The organism is Serratia sp. AS12 (assembly GCF_000214195.1).
GTDB classification, from domain to species: Bacteria; Pseudomonadota; Gammaproteobacteria; order Enterobacterales; family Enterobacteriaceae; genus Serratia; species Serratia plymuthica.
In genome coordinates this window covers 3888133-3904771 of sequence record NC_015566.1, presented here as the reverse complement: position 1 = coordinate 3904771, position 16639 = coordinate 3888133, and the positions used below count along the sequence as shown (strand labels likewise).

The 16639-nt window shown below is 57.5% G+C and carries 17 protein-coding genes; 12 read left to right on the top strand and 5 right to left on the bottom strand.

The features are described 5' to 3' along the window. Positions 1-4 precede the first annotated feature (4 nt). Positions 5-892 (bottom strand): N-acetylmuramoyl-L-alanine amidase AmiA, encoded by an 888-nt coding sequence (gene amiA, locus SERAS12_RS18280; protein ID WP_013814019.1) that lies wholly within the window; start codon positions 890-892, stop codon positions 5-7. Between the two features lie 205 nt (positions 893-1097). Between amiA and SERAS12_RS18275 the strand changes: the two genes are divergently transcribed. Further along, positions 1098-1523, top strand: a complete 426-nt coding sequence (locus tag SERAS12_RS18275; RefSeq protein WP_004947724.1) for a GNAT family acetyltransferase — start codon at positions 1098-1100, stop codon at positions 1521-1523. 40 nt (positions 1524-1563) lie between these two features. Here SERAS12_RS18275 and SERAS12_RS18270 read toward each other — a convergent pair whose 3' ends face one another. After that, entirely contained in the window at positions 1564-1956 is a 393-nt protein-coding gene (locus SERAS12_RS18270; protein ID WP_006317164.1) for a YgiW/YdeI family stress tolerance OB fold protein, read from the bottom strand. Positions 1957-2127: 171 nt separating this feature from the next. Between SERAS12_RS18270 and SERAS12_RS18265 the strand changes: the two genes are divergently transcribed. The 8 genes from SERAS12_RS18265 to cysM all read left to right on the top strand — a co-directional run bounded on the left by SERAS12_RS18265 (position 2128) and on the right by cysM (position 9639). After that, the gene (locus SERAS12_RS18265) at positions 2128-2592 is read left to right on the top strand and encodes a DUF2919 domain-containing protein (RefSeq protein ID WP_013814018.1); all 465 of its coding nucleotides are present in this window, start codon (positions 2128-2130) and stop codon (positions 2590-2592) included. A 130-nt stretch (positions 2593-2722) separates the two neighbouring features. After that, positions 2723-3307, top strand: a complete 585-nt coding sequence (locus tag SERAS12_RS18260) for an RpoE-regulated lipoprotein (protein WP_013814017.1) — start codon at positions 2723-2725, stop codon at positions 3305-3307. 188 nt (positions 3308-3495) lie between these two features. Beyond that, the gene (locus SERAS12_RS18255) at positions 3496-4395 is read left to right on the top strand and encodes a Dyp-type peroxidase (RefSeq protein ID WP_004947716.1); all 900 of its coding nucleotides are present in this window, start codon (positions 3496-3498) and stop codon (positions 4393-4395) included. A gap of 204 nt (positions 4396-4599) precedes the next feature. After that, complete coding sequence (locus tag SERAS12_RS18250; protein ID WP_013814016.1) at positions 4600-5622, top strand: sulfate ABC transporter substrate-binding protein; 1023 nt, start codon at positions 4600-4602, stop codon at positions 5620-5622. Continuing rightward, positions 5622-6455: a sulfate/thiosulfate ABC transporter permease CysT gene (gene cysT, locus SERAS12_RS18245; protein ID WP_013814015.1), complete on the top strand. Its 834-nt coding sequence runs from the start codon at positions 5622-5624 to the stop codon at positions 6453-6455. The genes SERAS12_RS18250 and cysT overlap by 1 nt, the downstream gene beginning before the upstream one ends. Continuing rightward, positions 6455-7330 carry a sulfate/thiosulfate ABC transporter permease CysW gene (cysW, locus tag SERAS12_RS18240; protein WP_013814014.1) on the top strand — a complete coding sequence of 292 codons (876 nt, stop codon included), beginning with the start codon at positions 6455-6457 and terminating at the stop codon, positions 7328-7330. Before cysT ends, cysW begins: the two co-directional genes overlap by 1 nt. Next, positions 7320-8408, top strand: a complete 1089-nt coding sequence (gene cysA, locus SERAS12_RS18235) for a sulfate/thiosulfate ABC transporter ATP-binding protein CysA (RefSeq protein ID WP_013814013.1) — start codon at positions 7320-7322, stop codon at positions 8406-8408. Before cysW ends, cysA begins: the two co-directional genes overlap by 11 nt. Before the next feature lie 349 nt (positions 8409-8757). Beyond that, positions 8758-9639, top strand: coding sequence for a cysteine synthase CysM (gene cysM, locus SERAS12_RS18230; protein WP_006317176.1), 882 nt, complete (start codon positions 8758-8760; stop codon positions 9637-9639). A gap of 3 nt (positions 9640-9642) precedes the next feature. Here the strand turns inward: cysM and SERAS12_RS18225 are convergent, their stop codons facing one another. Both SERAS12_RS18225 and SERAS12_RS18220 read right to left on the bottom strand, forming a co-directional pair. Further along, positions 9643-11592 carry a MacB family efflux pump subunit gene (locus SERAS12_RS18225; RefSeq protein ID WP_013814011.1) on the bottom strand — a complete coding sequence of 650 codons (1950 nt, stop codon included), beginning with the start codon at positions 11590-11592 and terminating at the stop codon, positions 9643-9645. A gap of 3 nt (positions 11593-11595) precedes the next feature. Next, entirely contained in the window at positions 11596-12795 is a 1200-nt protein-coding gene (locus SERAS12_RS18220; protein WP_013814010.1) for an efflux RND transporter periplasmic adaptor subunit, read from the bottom strand. 175 nt (positions 12796-12970) lie between these two features. Between SERAS12_RS18220 and SERAS12_RS18215 the strand changes: the two genes are divergently transcribed. The 3 genes from SERAS12_RS18215 to SERAS12_RS18205 all read left to right on the top strand — a co-directional run bounded on the left by SERAS12_RS18215 (position 12971) and on the right by SERAS12_RS18205 (position 16039). Next, positions 12971-13651, top strand: a complete 681-nt coding sequence (locus SERAS12_RS18215; protein WP_013814009.1) for a response regulator transcription factor — start codon at positions 12971-12973, stop codon at positions 13649-13651. Between the two features lie 5 nt (positions 13652-13656). Continuing rightward, positions 13657-14973, top strand: a complete 1317-nt coding sequence (locus SERAS12_RS18210) for an ATP-binding protein (RefSeq protein WP_013814008.1) — start codon at positions 13657-13659, stop codon at positions 14971-14973. Between the two features lie 160 nt (positions 14974-15133). Then, positions 15134-16039 carry a sulfotransferase domain-containing protein gene (locus tag SERAS12_RS18205; protein ID WP_013814007.1) on the top strand — a complete coding sequence of 302 codons (906 nt, stop codon included), beginning with the start codon at positions 15134-15136 and terminating at the stop codon, positions 16037-16039. Positions 16040-16105: 66 nt separating this feature from the next. On the opposite strand, the gene crr is transcribed toward SERAS12_RS18205, so the two are convergent. Next, the gene (gene crr, locus SERAS12_RS18200; RefSeq protein ID WP_004947686.1) at positions 16106-16615 is read right to left on the bottom strand and encodes a PTS glucose transporter subunit IIA; all 510 of its coding nucleotides are present in this window, start codon (positions 16613-16615) and stop codon (positions 16106-16108) included. Positions 16616-16639 lie beyond the last annotated feature (24 nt).

Genomic DNA, 16639 nt, shown 5'->3' with positions numbered 1-16639 from the left:
CTTATCAGCCGGTTTTTCGTTGGTGCGCGTCGTAGTAGCTGAAGAAACTGATCACGCCGTCGGCGATGGCGCGGGCGATTTTCTCGCGAAACGCGGTGGTGCCGAGCAGGCGTTCTTCCGCCGGGTTGGTGATGAATGAGGTTTCTACCAGCACCGAGGGAATGGACGGGGATTTGAGTACCGCAAACGCCGCCTGCTCTGTGCTGTCGCTGTGCAGGTGATGCACCGGGCGGATCTGGCCGAGCACGTGGCGGCCGAGTGTCAGGCTGTTATTGATGGTATCGGTCTGCACCAGATCGAACAGCACCTGCTGCAGATAGTTATCCTGATTTTTATATTTGCCGCCGGCCACGTCATCGGCGGCGTTCTCGCGGTTGGAGAGATAGCGCGCCATGGCGCTGCTGGCGCCGCGGTTGGACAGGGCGAATACCGAGGCGCCTGAGGCTTCGGGGCTGGTAAAACCGTCGGCGTGAATCGAAATAAACAGGTCGGCCTGATGCTGGTGGGCAATCTCAACCCGCTGGAACAGGGGGATAAATTCGTCTTCTTCCCGCGTCAGACGGGCTTCGACGTGATCGTGTTCATGCAGCATGCGGCGTACGTGGTTGGCGATCTCCAGCACCACGTGTTTCTCTTGCGAACCTTCGCTGCCGACCGCGCCGGAATCGATGCCGCCATGGCCGGGATCGATCATCACCAGCCGTTTGCTGCCGGTCGGTTTCGGTGTCGGTTTGGCGTGTTGATTGCGCAGCATGCCGCCGGACTCCGCTTTGGCAGGTTGGCTTTTACAGCCGATCAGTGCCAGCGCGAGGCCGGAGAGCAGTAATTGACGTCGCGTGGGGGAGGCGGAGAGCGGTTTAAAATTGAGGAATTGTTTAACCTGCTTTTTCATAACGCGACGCTCCATCGATAAATTCTATTTTGCGACGTTATATCGTATTGATAATCATTAATCGAACGGTTAACTATGTCCATTTATTACGCCAGTTACCGCAGTTTTCTGCCTGTTTGACGCGGGAAATCGCAGTTTGATATTGCTTAAGTGAATAATCCCGCGATAATCAGATAAACATCTTAATTAACAGCGGCGAACATCGATGGAAATTCGCGTATTTCGACAAGACGACTTTGAAGAAGTCATTACCCTGTGGGAGCGCTGCGATCTTCTGCGGCCGTGGAACGATCCCGAGATGGATATTGAGCGCAAACTGAATCACGATCCGGACCTGTTTCTGGTCGCGGAAGTGGGCGGAGAAGTGGTCGGCTCGGTGATGGGCGGCTATGACGGCCACCGTGGTTCGGCGTATTACCTGGGCGTGCACCCGGATTATCGCGGGCGCGGCATCGCCAATGCGTTGATTAGCCGTCTGGAGAAAAAGTTGGTCGCGCGCGGTTGCCCGAAGATCCAACTGATGGTGCGTGAAGACAACGACACGGTGATCGAAATGTACGAAAAACTCGGTTACGAAATCCAGAACATCACCAGCCTGGGCAAACGGCTGATCGAAGACCAGGAATATTGAGTCAATAAGGCGGTGAGCCTTCACCGCCCGTTGCTGAGCGTTACGGCAGCTTTTTGATGTTTTTCACATCGACTTCCACGCTGCTCCAGTCTTTATCCACTTTTCCTTCCAACTGCACTTTATCTTTCGGGGTGATGGTCTGGCCGTTCCAGCGCTTTTTGTCGATCTCCACCGTCAGGGTGCCGCTGGCGTCGCGGAAGGTATAGGTATCGTCGCCGACGCGCTGCTCGATGTTGCCCTGCAGCATCACCCAGGCGTCGTCGCTCATCGATTTTACCTTATCCACAGTGGTCAGTGCGGCGCTGGGGCCGGAGAAGCCGCCCTGCGGAGCGGTTTGCGTCTGCGGAGCGGAAGGGTCCAGGAACCCGCCTTGTTGTGCCAGAACCGGTGCGCTGCACAGGGCAATCAAAGCAGCCAGGGTATATTTTTTCATTTGAAGCTTCCTTATCTCAATCGAGAATCAAAGCCCTGCCAATCAGGACTGCTGGGGTGATGAGGTAAGTAAAACATAAAGATCTTAAGAGCTTCTTAAGCGGGTGCATTGAAAACAATCATTACGGATCCCATTTGATGGAGTAATGACAAAACAGGCAAGGAACCGACGTTGAAGCCACACCCGCACCGATTTTCCCCCGACGATTACGATCATCACGGCGTGCTGCGTCTACCGCTGTGGTTTTGGGGCGTCCTGGTTTTGCAGGCCCGCACCTGGCTCCTGTTTGTGATGGCCGGCGTTTCGCAGCAACAGGGGGAAGGGCTGCTGCAACTGTTTTACCCGGATACCCAAAGGTTCTGGTACGGCATCCTGCTGGGGTTGCCGGCCGCACTGGCATTTTTGATTGCCCCGCGCAGGCATTTGTGGCCACGGTTGTGGCGAGCCTGGCGTTGGGTGCTCAGCGCCTCGGTGCTGGCGGCGCTGGGTGGCTCCCTGTTCAGCCTGTGGCAGCAAGACGGCAATCTGCCGGCGCTGGATGGGGTTTTAGCGCTGCTCGATGCTTTGGCTCTGGCCTACCTGCTGTTGAACGCGCGGCTGAAGGCCTGTTTCACTGCACAGGAAGAGGCCGCTTAAATGCCGCACGCTGCGGCACTTTTCTCATTTTCCGCACTCCAATCTCGCAACCCATGGCGTAGCGCGAGCAGTTGTGAGAGGCTGGCACGCGGCCTGACTGAGCCATGCCTTTGATGTTAAGGAGCTATAAATGAATATTCGCCCACTGTTGTTAGGGCTCCCGCTGTTACTGACCGGCTGTTCGACGATGTCCAACTTCTCCTGGTCGAGCCTGTCTCCGTTTAACTGGTTTGGCAGCAGCCTTGAGGTCAACGCCAAGGGCGTTGGCGATATCAACGCCGGCACCCCGATGTCGGAAAGCGCGATCAACGACGGGCTGCACGGCGATTATCGTCTGCGCGGCGGCATGGCCACCGATAAGGGCCAGATTGTTTCTTACTATCAGGCAATGGACGGCAATGACGTGAAGCTGGTGATCACCGGCGAGCCCAAGGGCAACGTACAGCGTGTGGCCGTGATGGACAGCAAAGTGGCCACCGAGTGGGGCAATAAGCTCGGCACGCCGTTCAGCGACATGTACGGCAAGGCGTTTGGCGCTTGCAAACCGGCCGACGGCGACGACGCGGGCAAGGTGGAGTGCGTGGCGGAGCAGAGCAAGTACGTCACCTACATCTTCAGCGGCAAGTGGGCCGGCCCGCAGGACATCATCCCGCCGGACGACACGCTGAAAAGCTGGACGGTCAGCAAAATCATCTGGCACGCCAAACCGCAGTAAACCTGCCGTTTTCGGGCGCCCGCTTATGGTAGGGGCGCAGCCAACAACGCCGTAGCTTGCAAAGCGACGAGTAACCCTATTTTCTTTGCGTTCCGTTAAGGCAATCTTGCACGCATGCGTTATTATACCGCGCGTTTGTAACAGGAAACCCAAGCCTGTTACCCGATTGCGATACTGAGGATAACGACATGACACAGGTTCAGAGCGGCATTTTGCTGGAGCACTGCCGTTTCGCCATTTTTATGGAAGCTACCGTACAGGGCGAATTCGCTGATTTGCGTCAGGGCTGCAAGCAATTTTGCCAGCGGCTTATTGAGCTGCAGCAGCAGTTCCCGGATGCGCATCTGGGGGCGGTCATCGCCTTTGGCTACGACGTCTGGCACGATCTGTCCAGCGGCCAGGGGGCAAAGGAGCTGAAGCCGTTTACCCCACTGGGCAAAGGGCTGGCGCCGGCCACCCAGCGCGATTTGTTGATCCATATCCAATCCCTGCGTCATGACGTTAACTTCTCGCTGGCGCAGGCGGCGCTGGCAGCGTTCGGCAACGCCATCAAGATTGAAGAGGAAACCCATGGCTTCCGTTGGGTGGAAGAGCGCGATCTGAGCGGCTTTATCGACGGTACCGAAAACCCGCAGGGCGACCAACGCCCGGAAGTGGCGGTGATTGCCGAAGGTGAAGAAGACGCAGGCGGCAGCTACGTGCTGGTACAGCGTTACGAACACAATCTGCGTCAGTGGCAGCGCTTTACCACCGAGCAGCAAGAACAGATTATCGGTCGCACCAAGCACGACAGCGAAGAGCTGCCGTCGGATCAGCGGCCAGAGACGTCGCACGTCAGCCGGGTTGATCTGAAAGAAGACGGCAAGGGCCTGAAAATTCTGCGCCAGAGCCTGCCTTACGGCACCGCCAGCGGCAAGCATGGGCTCTATTTTATCGCCTACTGCGCGCGTCTGCATAATATCGAAAAACAGCTGTTGAGTATGTTTGGCGATCTGGACGGCAAACGCGATGCGATGCTGCGTTTTAGCCGTGCGGTGACCGGCAGTTATTACTTTGCCCCTTCGCTGACGCGCCTGTTGTCACTTTGATGCCCTCACCGGGGTCGGCCATGTCGGCCCCGGTGCGCTTTTCCCGCCCCAGCGAAACCGCTCCGCTCCTGCCTTATAGCGTTTGATGCTTGAAAATCACTAAACGGTATATAAAAGCGTTACAGCTCCGCGCCTAGTTATAAATACACTGGTCATCAATAAGGCGAAAGCCTGAAAGATTGACTCAGTGAGCTAAGGTGCAGAATGAAACAAATCCGGGTTAAAAATATCGTGCTGAAAGGAGGGTTGGCAGCGGCTCTGTTAGCCAGCGGCACCGTCTCGGCAACGGAATTGCTGAACAGCTCTTATGACGTATCCCGTGAATTGTTTTCCGCACTGAACCCTGGTTTTGAACAGCAGTGGAACCAGCAGCATCCGGGCGACAAGCTGACCATCAAGCAGTCCCACGCCGGTTCTTCCAAGCAGGCACTGGCTATCCTGCAAGGGTTACGCGCCGACGTGGTGACTTACAACCAGGTGACCGACGTGCAAATCCTGCATGAACGCGGCCAACTGATCCCGGCCGACTGGCAGGCCCGTTTACCGAACAACAGCTCACCCTTCTATTCCACCATGGCTTTCCTGGTGCGCAAGGACAACCCAAAGGGCATCCACAGCTGGAACGATCTGGTCCGTGACGACGTGAAGCTGGTGTTCCCGAATCCGAAAACTTCCGGCAATGGCCGTTACACCTATTTGGCTGCCTGGGGCGCCGCCAGCCAGGCTGACGGCAACGATCAGGCCAAAACCCGCGCCTTCATGACCCGTTTCCTGAAAAACGTGCTGGTGTTTGACACCGGCGGCCGCGGCGCGACCACCTCCTTTGCGGAACGTGGCCTGGGCGATGTGCTGATCAGCTTTGAGTCGGAAGTCAACAACATCCGCAAGCAGTACGGAGAAGACAAATACCAGGTCATCGTGCCGCCGGTCGATATTCTGGCGGAGTTCCCGGTGGCCTGGGTGGACAAAAACGTGGAGAAGAACGGCACCGCACAGGCAGCCAAAGACTACCTCAATTATCTCTACAGCCCGGCGGCCCAACAGGTGATCACCAGCTTCTACTATCGCGTTTACGACAAAAAGGCGATGGAAGCGGCGAAGGGCCAGTTCCCGGACACCAAGTTGTTCCGGGTGGAAGATCAGTTTGGCGGCTGGCCGCAGGTGATGAAAACGCATTTCTCCACCGGCGGCGAGTTGGATCAACTGTTAGCTGCAGGACATAAGTAATGTTGTCGTTGTCCAGTAAACGGGTTTTGCCCGGATTCGGCCTCAGCCTGGGGAGCAGTCTGTTTTACACCTGCCTGATTTTGCTGCTGCCGCTCAGCGCGCTGGTAATGCAATTGGCGCAGATGAGCCTGGCGCAATACTGGGAAGTGATTTCCAATCCGCAGGTGGTGGCGGCTTATAAGGTGACGCTGCTGTCGGCGGGCGTCGCTAGCCTGTTTAACGCGGTGTTCGGCATGCTGATGGCCTGGATCCTGACCCGCTACCGTTTTCCCGGCCGTACGCTGTTGGACGGCCTGATCGATCTGCCGTTCGCGCTGCCGACGGCGGTAGCCGGCCTGACGCTGGCGGGGCTGTTCTCCACCACCGGCTGGTATGGTCAATGGTTGGCATATTTCGACATCAAGGTGACCTTCACCTGGCTTGGGATCGCGGTGGCGATGGCGTTTACCAGCCTGCCGTTCGTGGTGCGCACCGTTCAACCGGTGCTGGAAGAGTTAGGGCCGGAATATGAAGAAGCGGCCGAAACCCTGGGCGCAACCCGCTGGCAGAGTTTCCGCCGCGTGGTGATCCCTGAGCTTGCACCGGCGCTGCTGGCCGGCACGGCGATTTCCTTTACCCGTAGCCTGGGTGAGTTTGGCGCGGTGATTTTTATCGCCGGCAATATCGCCTGGAAGACCGAAGTGACGTCGCTGATGATCTTTATGCGTTTGCAGGAGTTCGACTATCCGGCGGCCAGCGCGATTGCTTCGGTGATCCTGGCGGCGTCGCTGCTGCTGCTGTTTAGCATTAACGTTCTGCAGAGCCGCTTCGGCCGACGCATCGGGGGGCACTGATGGCTGATATCTCTGAGTTCAATGGCGTCGAACGCCCACGCGTCAACTGGGGAAAATGGACGCTGATCGGCATCGGCGTGCTGTTCTCGGTGCTGCTGCTGGTGGTGCCGATAGTGTCGATTTTCGCCGAGGCCTTTTCTAACGGCGTTGGCGCGATGTGGAACAACCTGATCGATCGCGACATGCTGCACGCCATCTGGCTGACGGTGTTGATCGCGTTGATCACCGTGCCGTTCAACCTGATTTTCGGCACGCTGCTGGCGTGGCTGGTGACGCGTTTCACCTTCCCGGGCCGCCAGTTGCTGCTGACGTTGGTAGACATTCCGTTCGCCGTTTCACCGGTGGTGGCGGGGCTGATTTATCTGCTGTTTTACGGCAGCAATGGCCTGCTGGGCGGTTGGCTGGATACGCACAATATCCAGGTGATGTTCTCCTGGCCGGGCATGGTGCTGGTGACCATTTTCGTGACCTGCCCGTTCGTGGTGCGTGAGCTGGTGCCGATGATGCTCAGCCAGGGCAGCCAGGAAGACGAGGCCGCCATTTTGCTGGGGGCATCCGGTTGGCAGATGTTCCGCCGCGTCACGCTGCCTAACATCCGCTGGGCGCTGTTGTACGGCGTGGTGCTGACCAACGCGCGCGCCATCGGCGAGTTCGGTGCGGTATCTGTAGTGTCCGGCTCTATTCGCGGCGAAACCTTCAGCCTGCCGTTGCAGGTGGAGTTGCTGCAACAAGATTACAACACCGTCGGCTCCTTTACCGCCGCCGGGCTGTTGACCCTGATGGCGATCATTACCCTATTTTTGAAGAGTGGCCTGCAATGGCGTCTGGAACGTCAAAATGCGCGCCTCGAGCGGGAGGAAAATCATGAGCATTGAGATTAGCGGTATCAACAAATTTTTCGGTCGTACCAAGGTATTGAACGATATCTCGCTCGATATTTCCTCCGGTGAGATGGTGGCGCTGCTGGGGCCATCCGGCTCCGGGAAAACCACGCTGCTGCGCATTATCGCCGGGCTGGAAAGCCAGAGCGGCGGCAAGCTGGGCTTCCACGGCACCGACGTCAGCCACGTACATGCACGCGATCGCCGCGTGGGCTTCGTGTTCCAGCATTACGCGCTGTTCCGCCATATGACGGTGTTCGACAATATCGCTTTTGGTCTGAGCGTGCTGCCGCGCCGTGAGCGCCCGAGCGCTGCGGCGATTAAACAGAAAGTGACCCAACTGCTGGAAATGGTGCAGCTTGGTCATTTGGCTAACCGTTACCCGTCGCAGCTTTCCGGCGGCCAGAAGCAGCGTGTGGCGTTGGCGCGCGCGCTTGCGGTAGAGCCGCAAATCCTGCTGCTGGACGAACCCTTCGGCGCGCTGGACGCACAGGTGCGCAAAGAACTGCGCCGCTGGCTGCGTCAGCTGCATGAAGAGCTGAAATTCACCAGCGTGTTCGTGACCCACGATCAGGAAGAGGCGATGGAAGTGGCCGACCGCATCGTGGTGATGAGCCAGGGCAACATTGAACAGGTTGGATCACCGATCGAAATCATGCGTGAACCGGCCAGCCGTTTCGTGCTGGAGTTTATGGGCGAAGTGAACCGTCTGAGTGGCGAAATCCGCGGTTCGCAGCTGTTTGTCGGCGCGCACCAGTGGCCGCTGTCGTTCCAGCCGATGCATCAGGGCAGCGTCGATCTGTTCCTGCGGCCGTGGGAAATGGAAGTGGGAACCGAGAGCAGCGAGCGCTGCCCGTTGCCGGTGCAGGTGCTGGAAGCCAGCCCGCGCGGCCACTTCTGGCAGTTGATCGTACAACCGATCGGCTGGCATCAGGAACCGATAAGCGTGGTGTTGCCAGAGGGCAACCCACCCCCGGTGCGCGGCGGCCGTTACTATGTTGGCAGCCTGAATGCGCGTCTGTACGCCGGCGATCAACTGCTACAACCTGTTGCGTTAGCTAAAAGCGCCTGATAGTTTAGGCTGTTTCCCGTAATAGGTCGTGGCACCGTCGCAGACCTAAAAGCCCGTAATCAAGGCGGAGGGGGCAGGGCATAGAGGTACTACGTCCAAGCCCGACAACGCTGAGTACGGGCTTTTGGGGCGCGACCCGAAGGGCTGGGGCCATTTGAGCGCGCACCTGTGTTACGAACCGCTTATTTGGCCCACCAAACCTCACGGCTCGCGCCTTGCTGCGCGCTAAAATGACCGCCAGCGGTGCTCACGCACTATTGCGGGACACAGCCTTATGGCCAATATTATTTTAAAGGCAACCCCAGGGTTGCCTTTTTACATTCCGCACTCCAACAGACAGGCAAAGATCGTGACAACGCTCGAACAATGCATCGGCAATACCCCGCTGGTAAAAGTACAACGTCTGGCCGCAGGACTGGGCAGCGAGGTCTGGCTCAAACTGGAAGGCAACAACCCGGCGGGCTCGGTAAAGGATCGCGCCGCGCTGGCGATGATCCAACAGGCGGAACTGCGCGGTGAAATAAAACCCGGCGACAAGCTGATCGAAGCCACCAGCGGTAACACCGGCATTGCGCTGGCCATGATCGCAGCGCTGAAAGGCTATTCCCTTAAGCTGCTGATGCCGGAAAACATGAGCCAGGAACGCCAGGCGGCGATGCGCGCCTATGGTGCAGAGCTGATTCTGGTCAGCCGTGAACTGGGGATGGAAGGCGCGCGCGATCTGGCGCTGGAAATGCAGCGTGAAGGGCAGGGCAAAGTGCTGGATCAATTCAATAATCTGGATAACCCTTACGCCCACTTCACAACCACCGGCCCGGAAATCTGGCAACAGACCCACCAGCGCATTACGCACTTCGTCTCCAGCATGGGCACCACCGGCACCATTACTGGCGTGGGCGGTTACCTCAAGAGCCAAAACCCGCAGGTGCAAATCATTGGCCTGCAGCCGGCGGAAGGCAGCAGCATTCCCGGCATCCGCCGTTGGTCACCGGCCTATCTGCCGGGCATATTCCGCCCGGAGCTGGTGGATCAGGTTCTGGATATTCAGCAAACCGACGCCGAGCAGACCATGCGCCAGTTGGCTCAGCGCGAAGGCATTTTCTGCGGCGTCAGCTCCGGTGGCGCGGTAGCCGGCGCATTACGCATTGCTGCGGCGAACCCAGGCAGCGTGATTGTGGCGATTATCTGCGATCGCGGCGATCGTTATCTCTCCACCGGCGTTTTTGACTGAAGGCTATTCCCTTTCCAACGCATGTATCGGATCCATCCCGGCGGCACGTTTCGCCGGGAAAAAGCCGAAAATCACCCCGATCAGCGTCGAACAGACAAATGCGGCGACGATCGAGGCCCCGGAATAGATCATGGTGAAGTTACTGCTGAATTGGCTGAACAGCACGCCGATCCCCAGTGACAGCAGCACCCCCAAAGCGCCGCCCAGCAAGCACACCAGCACCGCCTCGATTAAAAACTGTTGCATGATATCCCCGGCGCGAGCGCCTACCGCCATGCGCACGCCGATTTCGCGTGTGCGCTCGGTGACCGACACCAGCATGATATTCATCACCCCAATACCGCCCACCACCAGCGAGATCAACGCGATCATCGACACCAACAGCGTCAGGGTAGCTGTGGTCTTCTCAATGGTTTGGCGGATGCTGTCGGTGTTCATGACGAAGAAATCCTTGGTGCCGTGGCGCTGGCTCAGCAAACGGGTTACGCCGTCTTCGGCGCTGCCGAGGTCGATATCGTCGTTGACCCGCACGGTGATGCTCTTCAGGTAACTTTGGCCCAGCATGCGTTTCATGACGGTGGTGTAGGGGATCCAGACGTTCAGGTTTTCATCGCTGCCGAAGCCGCTCTGCTTTTTGGCGGCTACGCCGATAATCCGGCACGGCAGCGAACCGAGCAGGATCACTTCGCCGAGCGGATTGGCCCCGTTGGGGAACAGCTTATTGCGGGTATTCTCGTCGATCACCGCTTCCTGCATCAGGTTGTCGACGCTGTGGCGGTTGAACGCCATGCCGCTGTCGATGCTGTAGCCGCGCACCAGAAAATATTGCTCGCCTACGCCATTGACCGTACCGCTGACCGACTGATTGCCATAGCGAAAAGTGGTGCTGCTGGACAGTGTCGGCGTTACGCTGTGGACGTATCCTTGTTGCGCCAGCGCGTCGGCGTCGGTGGCGCGCAGCGTCTGGATCGTCGCAGAGCGCATATCGCCGAAATCCTTGCCCGGGTAGATTTCCAGCGTGCTGGTGCCCATGGCATTGATGTTCGCCAGCACCTGCTGCTGCGAACCTTTGCCCAGCGCCACCACCGACACCACCGAAGCGATGCCGATGATAATGCCGAGCATGGTCAATAGAGTACGCAGACGCTGTGACGTCATCGCCAACACCGCCATTTTGAAGGCTTCGTAAAAGCGGTCGCGCTGCGATTGCCAGCGGCTGCCGGGACTTTCCGGCACCTTCGGCAGCAGCGCGTTGGTCTGGGCGGTTTTTTGCCGATCGGCAACAACTTCGCCGTCGCGCAGCTCAATGATGCGCTGGGCATGTTCGGCGATCTGCATGTCATGGGTGACGATCACCACCGTATGGCCGCGTGCGTGCAGGTCTTTCAGAATGCTCAGCACTTCTTGTCCGCTGTGGCTGTCCAGCGCGCCGGTCGGTTCGTCCGCCAGGATCACTTCCCCGCCGTTCATCAGCGCGCGTGCGATGCTGACGCGTTGCTGCTGGCCGCCGGAGAGCTGGCTGGGCCGGTAGTTCAGACGGTCCGCCAGCCCGAGCCGCTGCAACAGATCTGCGGCACGCTGGCGGCGTGCGGCGCGCTGACGCCCGGCGTAGACCGCCGGCACCTCGACGTTGTCTTGCGCGGTGAGTTCCGCCAGCAGGTGATAGCGCTGGAAGATAAAACCGAAATGCTCGCGGCGCAGTTCGGCCAGGCTGTCGCGATCCAACCGCCCGGTGCTGCGTCCGGCAACCTGGTAATCCCCTTCGCTGGGGCGATCCAGGCAACCAAGAAGGTTCATCAACGTCGATTTACCGGAGCCGGAAGCGCCGACGATCGCCACCATTTCGCCCTGGCCGATGGTGAGATTGATATTGTTCAGCACCGTCACGCGTTGTTCGCCGGCCTGAAAATGGCGGCTGATGCCGCGCAGTTGCAACAGAGGAGGTGGGTTCATCAATCACATCCCCATCGGCGGTGGGCCCATGCGCCGCGTGTCGCTTTGCGTCGCCGCGCTGACCTGGCTGACAATCACTTTTTCGCCGGCCAGCACGCCGCTGATGATCTGCGCGTCGACGTTGTTATTGATGCCGACCTTCACCGGGCGGCGGGCGATATTGCCTTGTTCGTCCATCACCTGCACCCAGTCGCCCTGTAACGCGGTGGCGGGGATCACCACCGCACCTTTCGCCTTGGCCAGCACGATATATACCTGCGCGGTCATGGAAATGCGCAGCGCGCCGTCGGGGTTTGCCACGTCGAACAGGCCGTTATAGTAAATCGCGGTGCTGGAGGTGGAAGAACTGCTGGAACTGGTGCTGCTGGAGCTCGACGTGGTGGTCTCATCATTGATCGAGTCGGGTGCGGGCTCTATCGCCCGCAGCGTGGCGCGGTAGTGTTTGCCCGGTTCGCCGAGAATGGTGAAATAGACCGGCATGCCGGTTTTCACCTTCACCACGTCGGCCTCGGAAATCTGCGCTTCGATGGTCATGGTGTCCAGCCGGGCGACTTTGACGAGGGTCGGGGCACTTTGCACCGCATTCACCGTCTGGCCTTCTTCAACCGGCAGCGCGACGATGGTGCCGTCGATCGGGGAGGTGATTTTGGTATAGCCAAGGTTGACCTGCGCAGTATTCACCGCGATCTGCGCTTGCACGATCTGCGCGTCCAGTGCGTTGATGTCGGCGCGGGTGGCATCCAGCGTGGCTCTGGCGCTGTCAAAATCCGCCTGCACGCCGACGCCGCGCGCCACTAGGGTCTGTTGGCGCTGATAGGCGAGCTGATTGTTGCGCAGCGCCGCCAGTTTTGAGGCGCGCTGCGCCTGTACGTTCTTCAATGCCGCTTCTGCGTCCCTCAGCGAGTTCTGCTGGGTTAAATCGTCGATCTCGGCCACCAGTTGCCCTTTATGCACCTTATCGCCCAACGCCACGCGCAGGGCCTTTATCTGGCCGGAGACCTGCGCGCCGACGCTGACCTGTTTTTGCGCTTCAATGGTGCCATCGGCCAGCACGGTTTGTTCCAGATCGCGCGTTTGCGCTACCGCAGTGATATAACGGGGCGTTTCGGCGGTGCCTTGCGCTCTGAAGTAGAGAAATAAGGCGATAGCAGCCACAATGACAGTGGGCAACAGATAGCGTTTTGAGCGTTGAAACGATGGCATGACGAAGAGGTTCCCTGGCATAAAAGCGCGGCAAAAATCTATTTGCACTAATTTAGCGCGCCGTCGGCCAGGCTGCGGTTAAGTGGCGTTCAGGAATGTGTAAGGATTGAGTAAAACCGGCTGCGAAGCAGGCAAATAGGCGTAAAAATGACGAAAATCCGCGAAGGAGCAAGGCATGAAAATATTATTGGTCGATGACGACCTGGAGCTCGGCACCATGCTGAGCGAATACCTGACCGGCGAAGGGTTTAACGCCACGTTGGTGCTGACCGGCAAGGCGGGGGTGGAAGGCGCGCTATCGGGTGAGTATACCGCGATGATCCTCGACATCATGCTGCCGGATATGAGTGGTATTGATGTGCTGCGCGACGTGCGTAAAAAAAGCCGTATGCCGATCATCATGTTGACGGCCAAAGGCGACAATATCGATCGTGTTATCGGCCTGGAGATGGGCGCCGATGACTATATGCCCAAGCCGTGCTATCCGCGTGAACTGGTGGCGCGCTTGCGCGCAGTGTTGCGCCGTTTCGACGAGCGTCCGGAAGAAGTGGATGACGAGATTGCCATCAGCTTCGGTGAATTGACGCTTAACCCCTCTACCCGCAGCAGCGAATGGCGCGGCAAGGCGTTTGATCTGACCGCTTCGGAGTTCAACCTGCTGGAACTGTTGTTGCGCGCGCCGGAGCGTGTGGTGTCCAAGGACGAGCTGTCGGAAAAAGGATTGGGGCGCCCACGTGAAGCCTATGACCGCAGCGTTGACGTTCATATCAGTAACATCCGCCAGAAGCTGGGCGCGCTGACGGACAACGTGCTCAGTATTGAGACGGTGCGCAGCATCGGCTACCGCATCAGGTAATGCCCATGCGCGGAAGACTATTCTGGAAAATTCTGCTGGGCTTCTGGCTCACGTTTATCATCATGACCCAGGCGTTGTGGGTCGCTTTTTCCCTGTATGGCGATCGCTATGAACCTCCGGAAAATGCCATGACCCGGCGGCTTATCAATTTGCAGTTGGCAACGGCCGGCACTTTGCTGCGCAGCGGCGGCGAGCCCGCCCTGGAAGCCATGATGCAAGACTGGTCGGACGATGACCGGCGCTTTTTGTCGGTAACCCCGATGGCGCATCCGCCTGCGACGGTGGAGGGGCCTTTCGAGGTTCGTCGCATGCCGGAAAATATCACGGCATGGGTGCAAACCGGAGACAACAGCGGCTACCTGTTGAATTATGACGTGCGCACCCTGCGCGAACAATACCGCCCCAACAAGCGTTCGCATTTCTTCAACATTCCCGCGCCGATGCTGTGGGTTGGCGGAGTGGGCGGGCTGTTGTTCAGCGCCGTGCTGGCCTGGAACCTGACCCGGCCGATGCGCAAACTGAGCGCTGGTTTTGATCGCGTGGCGCAGGGGGATTTGTCTGTGCGTCTGTTCCCGGCGATGCGCCGGCGGCACGATGAAATTTCTGAAGTGGCGCGCGATTTCGACACCATGGCCGAAAGGCTGGAACTGCTGGTCAGCGCTCGTGAGCAGTTACTGCACGATGTTTCGCACGAACTGCGCTCACCGCTTGCCCGGCTGCAGTTAGCCATCGGGTTGGCGCGGCAGAATGACGGCAACGTAGAGAACTCGTTGCAGCGTATAGAGCACGAAGCGGGGCGGTTGGACAAGATGATTGGCGAGTTGCTTGCGCTGTCGCGCGCCGAGAGCAACAACCTGCCGGACGAGGAGTATTTCGATCTTTACGGGTTGGTGGATGCGGTGGTCAACGACGCACGCTACGAAGCGCAGATCCCGGGGGTAGAGATCGTGTTGCAGGCCAGTTCTGACGTGGAGTACACCGTCAAAGGCAATGCCGAACTGATGCGGCGTGCGGTGGACAACATCGTGCGTAACGCATTGCGTTTCTCCAGCCACGGGCAGCGGGTAACTGTGGTGCTGACGCGTATCGACCAACTGTTCCAGATCGAGGTCAGCGATCAGGGGCCTGGGGTGGAAGAGGCAAAGCTTTCCAGTATTTTTGATCCGTTCGTTCGGGTGAAATCGGCGATGTCGGGCAAGGGCTATGGGCTGGGGCTGGCGATCACCCGCAAGGTGGTGCTGGCGCACGGCGGCCAGGTTGATGCGCGCAACGGCGAGCAAGAGGGGTTAACCATTACCCTCCGGATCCCTCGCTGGGAGTAAAGCCATGCAGATTGTGTGTAATTATGTTGATTTGGAATTATACTTTGCTATGCTTGGTTAACGCGACATAAAAACTTGGAATATGGTGTTTTTTTGGTTTAAGTTAGCGTGATAATGATGTCGTTATGAGTTGATTTGATCACAGCTTAGCGGAGACAACATGAACCCAACGATTTGGCCAGTAAAACAGCGCGAACAGCAGTGCTACCTTTCTGACTCGAGCATTTGGAATGAGTTTGTTTTTCGTGGTGACGACATCATTATCGCTTCATCACCTAAAGCGGGTACGACGTTGACACAACAAATTGTGGCCCAACTGGTGTTTAATGGTGATGAGAACGTAGCTATTGCCGATATTTCACCTTGGTTGGATTTTCGTCTTCCAGGTCGACAAATCCTGCTTGAGTTATATGCGCAACAGCAACATCGGAGGATCATAAAAACGCATCTTCCGGTCGATGCATTGGTGTATTCGCCGAAGGCCAAATATATCTATGTCGCTCGTGACGGGCGCGATTGCGCCTGGAGTCGGCATAATGTGGAATTAAACCTTAGCGAACAATTTCGTCAAGGGCTCGATAATGCCGAAGGGCAGATCGCCAAGGCTCCGCCACAAGCGGCTGCGGACGTTAAACAGTACTGGCAGCAGTGGTTAAACCTGGAGGGTGAGGCATTTTGGCAGAACATCAAAAGTTGGTGGTCGATTCGTCATCTGCCCAATTTACTGTTGCTGCATTTTAACGATATTAAGCAAGATACGCCCGGTACCATCAGACGAATCGCCAGGTTTTTAGAGATCCCTATTCAAGACACGCATTGGCATGACATTGTACTGCATTGCTCGTTTGACTGGATGAAACAGAATGGGGAAAAGGTTGCACCAATGAACGGGAGTTTGTGGCAGGGCGGTGGCAATACATTTTTCAACAAAGGTGTAAATAAGCGTTGGGCAGAGGTGCTGTCCGCACAGGAATGCGCTGACTATGAGGCGAAAGCGAATCATGAGCTTGGTGAAGCCTGCGCGCATTGGTTGATCAATGGTGGTTGGCAAGCCCGCGAGGAGTGATTTTTCGCGGCAAGAATGACGTAAAAAAACGGCGCACTGGGCGCCGTTTATCTTTCACATTCGCAATTACTTCTTGATGCGGATGATCGGGGTTTCACCAACGATTACGGTACCGGACAGTTTGATCAGTTCTTTGATCTCGTCCATGTTGGAGATAACAACCGGCGTCAGGATAGACTTGGCTTTCTCTTCCAGCAGTGCCAGGTTGAACTCGATAACCACGTCGCCTTTCTTGACGCGCTGGCCTTCTTCAGCGATGCGTTTGAAGCCTTCGCCTTTCAGTTCAACGGTGTCGATACCGAAGTGGACAAACAGCTCGATGCCGCTGTCGGATTCGATAGAGAAAGCATGGTTGGTTTCGAAAATTTTACCGATAGTACCGTCAACCGGGGCAACCATTTTGTTGCCTGTCGGTTTGATGGCAATACCGTCGCCAACGATTTTTTCAGCGAAAACTACGTCAGGTACATCTTCGATGTTAACGATTTCGCCAGAAAGTGGAGCTACGATCTCGATAGTGCCCGTGTCTTTCTTGTCATCAGAAACCAGAGATTTCAGTTTATCGAACAAACCCATGATCTTCTCCTAAGCATTAAATTG

Bases quoted from the DNA above. Each gene is read 5' to 3' on its own strand.
- amiA (WP_013814019.1), bottom strand. From the start codon at position 892: ATGAAAAAGCAGGTTAAACAATTCCTCAATTTTAAACCGCTCTCCGCC.
- SERAS12_RS18275 (WP_004947724.1), top strand. From the start codon at position 1,098: ATGGAAATTCGCGTATTTCGACAAGACGACTTTGAAGAAGTCATTACC.
- SERAS12_RS18270 (WP_006317164.1), bottom strand. From the start codon at position 1,956: ATGAAAAAATATACCCTGGCTGCTTTGATTGCCCTGTGCAGCGCACCG.
- SERAS12_RS18260 (WP_013814017.1), top strand. From the start codon at position 2,723: ATGAATATTCGCCCACTGTTGTTAGGGCTCCCGCTGTTACTGACCGGC.
- SERAS12_RS18255 (WP_004947716.1), top strand. From the start codon at position 3,496: ATGACACAGGTTCAGAGCGGCATTTTGCTGGAGCACTGCCGTTTCGCC.
- SERAS12_RS18250 (WP_013814016.1), top strand. From the start codon at position 4,600: ATGAAACAAATCCGGGTTAAAAATATCGTGCTGAAAGGAGGGTTGGCA.
- cysT (WP_013814015.1), top strand. From the start codon at position 5,622: ATGTTGTCGTTGTCCAGTAAACGGGTTTTGCCCGGATTCGGCCTCAGC.
- cysW (WP_013814014.1), top strand. From the start codon at position 6,455: ATGGCTGATATCTCTGAGTTCAATGGCGTCGAACGCCCACGCGTCAAC.
- cysA (WP_013814013.1), top strand. From the start codon at position 7,320: ATGAGCATTGAGATTAGCGGTATCAACAAATTTTTCGGTCGTACCAAG.
- SERAS12_RS18225 (WP_013814011.1), bottom strand. From the start codon at position 11,592: ATGAACCCACCTCCTCTGTTGCAACTGCGCGGCATCAGCCGCCATTTT.
- SERAS12_RS18220 (WP_013814010.1), bottom strand. From the start codon at position 12,795: ATGCCATCGTTTCAACGCTCAAAACGCTATCTGTTGCCCACTGTCATT.
- SERAS12_RS18215 (WP_013814009.1), top strand. From the start codon at position 12,971: ATGAAAATATTATTGGTCGATGACGACCTGGAGCTCGGCACCATGCTG.
- SERAS12_RS18210 (WP_013814008.1), top strand. From the start codon at position 13,657: ATGCGCGGAAGACTATTCTGGAAAATTCTGCTGGGCTTCTGGCTCACG.
- SERAS12_RS18205 (WP_013814007.1), top strand. From the start codon at position 15,134: ATGAACCCAACGATTTGGCCAGTAAAACAGCGCGAACAGCAGTGCTAC.
- crr (WP_004947686.1), bottom strand. From the start codon at position 16,615: ATGGGTTTGTTCGATAAACTGAAATCTCTGGTTTCTGATGACAAGAAA.